Here is a 6,054-nt window from a genome sequence, read left to right as displayed (position 1 = left end):
GTCCGGGTGGTGCACCACCCGGACAGGACACCGATCTTCGGAGCGGGCGGGAAGACGTTTCTTGCGAGCACGGGCGCGATCGATCGGATACGGGGATGTGAGAGCCATGGGAGTCGTGGTGGACGACGCGGATGCCGATCTCGGGCAGGACGCGGGGAAACGGGACGACCCGGTCGTCTGGGGGATACATCTGCAGCCGAACGGGGGAATATTTGTCGACAGGCAAAGTCTTTACTACGTCAGAATGAGCGGGCTGGCGCTGGAACTCGCGTTGCAAATGGCGCGCGCCGGCAGCGTGGCCGCCGTGGCCAGGCTACGCAGTCATCTGGACAACGAGCCCGTCGAAACGGCCCGGCGGCATATCGAACGTCTTCTCGGCGCGCATCCGGTGACCGAGAGCTGGCTGGCGGGCGAACTGCGGGGCGGAGTGAAGGTGAGCGGGTCCACCGCGGCGTATCTGCCCCTCAACGCGTCGTTGCAGCTGACCAACCGGTGCAATCTGCGGTGTTCGTTCTGCTACGCGGGCTCCGGCGATCCGATGCCCGCCGAACTGTGCGCCGGCGAATGGACCGCCGTCCTTGAACGGCTCGCCGAGGCGGGCACCGCCGCGGTCACCCTGACCGGCGGGGAACCCACCATCGCCCCGGAATTCCCGCGGATCCTGGCCGTGGCGAGCACGCTGATCGACAACGTGGACATCTTCACCAACGGGCTCGCCTGGTCCGACAAACTGGTCGAGTACGTCGCGAGCTGCGGGAACGTCCGCGCGCAGGTGAGCATCGACGGCCGCGCGGAGCACCACGACCTGCTGCGCGGCCGGGCCGGGTCGTACCGGCGCGCGCTGTCCACGATCGAGCGGCTGAGCTCGGCGGGAGTGCCGGTGTTCGTGGCGATGACGGTCTCGCCGGCCAACCACGGCGACGTCGAGTCCGTCATCGAGGACGTGGCCGCCGCGGGCGCCCTGGTGTTCCGCGCGGGCGCGACGGTCCCGGTCGGCCGCGGCACCGACGCCGGGTTCGTGCTGACCGAGGACCAGGTGAACGCGGTGGTCAAGCAGTTCGCCCGGGTGGCGGAGCGGGACCTGGGGATCGAGGTGGTCGGCTGGGACCGCTGTGCCGACCCGGATCAGGAGTTCGCCGGCGCGGGACTGCCCGTCGAGTTCCTGACGCCCGGTTACCTCAGCTGGTACGTCCGCGCCGACGGGAAGGTGACTCCTTGCCAGGTCGAGGAAACGGCGTTCGGCGACGTCCGGGACGAGCCGTTCGGCCGGATCGGCGACCCCGCGCGGCTGGCCGTGATCCGCGCCGAAGCCACGGACTGCGCGTGCGTGCGCAATCTCCGGATCGACGAAGAAGCCGACGTCCCGTTCGGGTTGTCGGCGCGGTGGCCCGCCGCCGGCACGTCGTGCTGTGCCGGAAGTAGCGCCGGAAGTTGCGCCGGAAGGGAGGGCGGCTGTGGGTGAACTGCTGATACTCGGGCTGAGCCTGCCGGTGGTGATCCTGCTGTTCGTGCGCTACCGGCGCAGCGCCTACCCGTCGCTGACCCCGTCGCGCGCGCAGACCAGGCAGGAGGCGATCGAGCAGGCCGTGGTGGCGGTGCGTCGTCTGTGCGGCGCGGACGTCAGCGGCTGGCGGAGCTTCGGCACGCTGTGGTTCGACGACGAAATCGTGGACAAGCTGCATCAGCTCGACGCCGCCGACCGCGACGACGCGTTCCTCCGGCGCTGGGGGCTGCGAGGGGCCTGGCGGGTCCGGTTCGTCCGGGACGGCACCGGCAGCGTGCTGGTCGGCCTGTCGGCGCGCGGGGAGGTGCTGCTGTTCGACATCGACGGCCCGGTCCGGCACCTGGTCGTGGCGCGCGAACGGACCGCGCCGGAGCTGGCGACGGCCGAACTGCTGCCGCGACTGGACGGTGGCACGGGCGGGCTGTGGGCGACGACGAAGGTCAGCGGGCAGGGCGAACTCGAGCTCAGCGAGGGCGGTGTCGAGCGCACGCACCGCCTGCGTACCGGCACCGGTGACCTGCGCATCGACCTGAACGTGGAGACCGTCGGCACCGCCGTGCTCCAGGTCGACTCGGAGGTGGAGGTGGTCACGCCGGACGCCGAGGACGTCGACCGCGCCGAACAGCGCGACGCGCTCGCCGGCGTCGGCGGCATGCTCGGCGCGGTGGTCGCGATGGTCCTCGGCGTGGCCATCCTCGCGTTCGGCGGTGGCCGGATCGATCCGTTCCTGCTCGTGGTGCTCACCGTGCCGGTCCTGCTCGCGGTGCTGGGCACCGAGTACGCGGCGATGCAGGGTTCGGTGGTCAACGGGTACGACGGCAGGTTGTCCTGGTCCGCCTTCCGGGTGCTGAACGTGGCGATGTCGCTGATCTCGGCGATCGTGTCCACCTCGGTCGTCGTGCTCGCCGTGCTGGCCGGAACCGTTGTCGCCCAACGGATCGGCCTGCCGCTGCTGGACGACCCGCTGCGCCAGGCCGGCTGGGGAGCCTGGCTGGGGGCGGCCTGGCTCGGCCTCGCCGCCGCGGGCTACGCGCTGCTCGCGCGCTACGGGATCGCCCGGGTCACCACCGCGCCGGACCGGCGGTCGCTCCGGCGCGCCGGGGTCGGTATCGGGCACGTCGTGGGGATCACCGTGCAGAGCGCGATCAGCGAGGAGACCGTGTTCCGGTTGCTGGGCGTGCCGGTGTGCCTGTGGCTCACCGGCGAACCGCTGCTCGCGGCCGCGGTGCCCGCCGCGCTGTGGGCGGCGATGCACAGCGGTTCGGTGGTCCGTCCGCGATGGATCCGGATGGGTGAATTGTTCGCCGTGGGGACCGTGCTGGGAGTAGTGGTGGTGGAAGTGGGGCTCATCGCCGCGTTGCTCGCGCACGTGGTCTACAACGCGGCCTCGATGATCGTGCCGTTGCTGGCCGCCGAACGCACGCCAGGGGAGCGCGTGGCACGTCGTACCCGGTCGGCGGACAAGAAGGCGCACGGCCGACGAGTGATCGCGAGGCACTGATGATCGGTTCCAAGCTCTCGTCCCGGCAGACGCCGCCGGAGGCCGACACGGCGGAGACCGACTGGTCCGGTCCGCCGCCGATCACCGGCTACCCGGACGGCGCGGGACCCCGCGCCAGGCTGCGCGATCTCGCGCGTTATCTGCGGCCACAGCGGGTTTCCCTGATCGGCGCCTTGGTGCTGGGGCTGCTCGGCGCCGGGATGTCACTGGTCCAGCCGCTGCTTGTAATGCGCGTGATCAACAATATCGGCGGCCAGGTGACGTGGCTGGTCTTCGCGCTGGCGGCGCTGTTCCTCGGCGAGGCGCTGCTCGGTGGTCTGCAGAGCTTCCTGCTCCAGCGTTCGGGCGAGGGCATGGTGTTCGGCGTGCGGAGCAGGTTGATCTCGCACCTGCTGCACCTGCCCGTGCGCGAGCACGATCGGCTGCGTTCCGGTGATCTGCTGGCCAGGGTGGGCACCGACACCACGCTCCTGCGCGAGGTCGTCTCCTCGGGGGTGGTCGAGGCGGTGGTCGGCGTCGTCGGTCTCGGCGGCTCGGTGATCATGATGCTGCTGATCGACGTGTCGATGTTCGTGCTCGTCCTCGCCACGGTGGTGGCGGCGACGGCACTCGTCGGGCTTGCGCTGTGGGGGATCCGCGGCGCGTCCGAGGAGGCGCAGACCCGCGTCGGGGAGATGACCGCCGACCTGGACCGCGCGCTCGGCGCGGTCCGCACGGTGCTGGCCAGCCGGGCGCAGGGGCGGGAATCGGCCAGGATCGAGGCCAGAGCCCGCGCGGCCTACCGGGCCGGGGTCCGGGCGGCGAAACTGGATTCGGTGGTTTCGCCGACCATGTCCATCGCGGCCAACGGCTCGTTCCTGCTCGTGCTCGGGGTCGGCGGCGCCAGGGTCGCCGACGGCACCATGGACCTCGGTGAGCTGGTCGGTTTCCTGCTGTACCTGATGATGCTGGTCATGCCGCTGGTGATGATCCTGCACGCGGCGACGTCGGTGCAGCGCGGTCTCGGTGCCCTGCAACGGATCCAGGACACGCTCGAACTGCCGCAGGAGCCGGGCGGGGAGACCGCCCCCGCTGTGGCGGGGGAGTCCCGGGCCGCCGAACTGGTGCTGGACAAGGTGTCGTTCGGGTACACCGAGGGCCGGACCGTGCTGCGGGAGGCCTCGTTGACCGTGCCGGCGCACACCCGGACCGCGCTGGTCGGGCCGTCCGGCGCGGGCAAGTCCACGATCTTCGCGCTGATCGAACGGTTCTACGAGCCGGATTCCGGCTCGATCACGCTCGGCGGCACGGAACTGGGCGCGCTGCCGATCGGCGATCTGCGTGCCCGCATCGGCTACGTTCAGCAGGAAGCGCCGATGCTGTGGGGCTCGCTGCGCTCCAACCTCTGCTACGCCGCGCCGGAGGCCTCCGAAGCCGAGCTGACGGAAGTGCTGGGGATGACCAACCTCACCGGCCTTGTCGAGCGGCTGCCCGACGGGCTGGACGCCGAGGTCGGCGATCGGGGTGTGCAGTTGTCCGGCGGGGAGCGGCAACGCGTGGCGATCGCTCGGGCGTTGCTGTGCCGTCCGACGCTGTTGCTGCTCGACGAGCCGACCGCGCAGCTGGACGCGGAGAACGAGGCGATGCTGACCGCCACCGTGCGGCGCGTCGCGCAGCGGTGCACGGTCCTGGTGATCGCCCACCGGCTGTCCACCGTCCGCGACGTCGAGCAGATCGCGGTGCTCGACCAGGGACGCGTGGTCGCGACCGGACGGCACGACGACCTGCTCGGCCGGGAGCCGTTGTATCAGCGGCTCGCGGGACAGCTCGTGTGACTCCCATTTGTCCAAGCCCCGGAGCGCACCGGCGGGCGAGGATGCCGTCATGAGTATCGACAACGAGGTGCGTATCGGCGCGTTCGTGTTCACCAGCCGATACGAAGGACAGACGGCGGGCGAAGTGCTGGCCCGCGGGGTGGCCACCGCACAGGCCGCCGAGGCGGCGGGCTTCGACGACGTGTGGGTGACCGAGCATCATTTCGTGCCGTTCGGGGTCAACCCGTCCGCGCTGACGTTCGCCGGGTACCTGCTCGGCCGGACCAGCACCGTGCGGGTCGGCACGGCCGTCACCGTGCTGCCGCTGCATTCGCCGGTGCACGTCGCCGAGCAGGCCGCGCTGCTGGATCACCTGTCCGGCGGCCGGTTCGACCTCGGCGTCGGCCGGGCGCAGCCGGTGGTGGACTACGAGGTCATCGGGCGGGGCGTCGATTACTGGCGGCACGGGCTGCCCGAGGCACTGGACCTGACGCTGGCCGCCCTGTCCGGGCCGGTGTCCGCAGACTCCGAGCTGTACCGCTTCCGCGAGGTCACCCCGGAACCCGGCCCCGCGGACGCCGGGCCGACGCCGGTCTACGTCGCCGCGAACTCGCCGGCGTCGGTGGAACTGGCCGCGTCGCGCGGGCTGCCCATGCTGTTGTTCTTCGACAAGGACGCCGGCGCGAAGGCCGCGATGATCGCCGAACACGCCCGCATCGCCCGCGCCGCCGGCCATTCCGGCGACGGTTACTCGCACGGGATGGCCCTGTTCGCGCACGTGGCCGACAGCCCGGACGAGGCACGCCGGGTGATGCGCCGCGCGGCGGGCGAGTTCGTCCGGGCGAACAGCCAGTACCGGCTGCTGCTGGACGTGCCGCAGCGGGTCGACCGCGCCGCCCCGCAGGAGCGGGTCGTCGACGGGCTGACCGAGTCCGCGCTGGCCACGCATCCGGTCGGGACGCCGGAGGTCTGCGTCGAGCGGCTGGTGCGCCAGATCCGCGAGTCGGGTGCCCGCCGGGTGCTGTGCCAGGTGGAGGTCTCCGGGGATCACGACAGCGTGCTGGCCAACGTCAAGCGCATGGGCGAGGAGGTGCTCCCCGAAGTACGCCGACGCCTGGCCGCCCCCTGATCCGTCCTTTGTGGACACAGGCGCGGGGGGGGGACCCCGGAACACCGGGGGAGGCGGTTGGTTGGGCGTCAAAGAGCACCCACCCCCGCCCCACGGGGGGGAGTGTGGGAGATGAAGAGAAGGATGC

General features: G+C 71.4%; 4 protein-coding genes. All 4 read left to right on the top strand.

The features are described from left to right. Window positions 1-106: 106 nt before the first annotated feature. From skfB to ACFWX1_RS22415, 4 genes are read left to right on the top strand one after another with little or no spacing between them, the layout of a single operon-like run. The gene (gene skfB, locus ACFWX1_RS22430; protein ID WP_378390207.1) at window positions 107-1,462 is read left to right on the top strand and encodes a sporulation killing factor system radical SAM maturase; all 1,356 of its coding nucleotides are present in this window, start codon (window positions 107-109) and stop codon (window positions 1,460-1,462) included. Then, entirely contained in the window at window positions 1,455-3,005 is a 1,551-nt protein-coding gene (locus ACFWX1_RS22425; protein WP_378390205.1) for a hypothetical protein, read from the top strand. The genes skfB and ACFWX1_RS22425 overlap by 8 nt, the downstream gene beginning before the upstream one ends. Then, window positions 3,005-4,819, top strand: a complete 1,815-nt coding sequence (locus ACFWX1_RS22420; protein WP_378390203.1) for an ABC transporter ATP-binding protein — start codon at window positions 3,005-3,007, stop codon at window positions 4,817-4,819. Before ACFWX1_RS22425 ends, ACFWX1_RS22420 begins: the two co-directional genes overlap by 1 nt. Window positions 4,820-4,868: 49 nt before the next feature. Beyond that, a complete protein-coding gene (locus tag ACFWX1_RS22415) occupies window positions 4,869-5,927 on the top strand; it encodes an LLM class flavin-dependent oxidoreductase (RefSeq protein ID WP_378390201.1) in 1,059 nt (352 codons plus the stop codon). Window positions 5,928-6,054 lie beyond the last annotated feature (127 nt).

The sequence above is a fragment of the Amycolatopsis sp. NPDC059021 genome (assembly GCF_042739895.1).
In the GTDB taxonomy this organism is placed as follows: Bacteria; Actinomycetota; Actinomycetes; order Mycobacteriales; family Pseudonocardiaceae; genus Amycolatopsis.
Note: the sequence above shows the minus strand (reverse complement) of the source record. Positions and strands in the feature narration are given on the sequence as shown.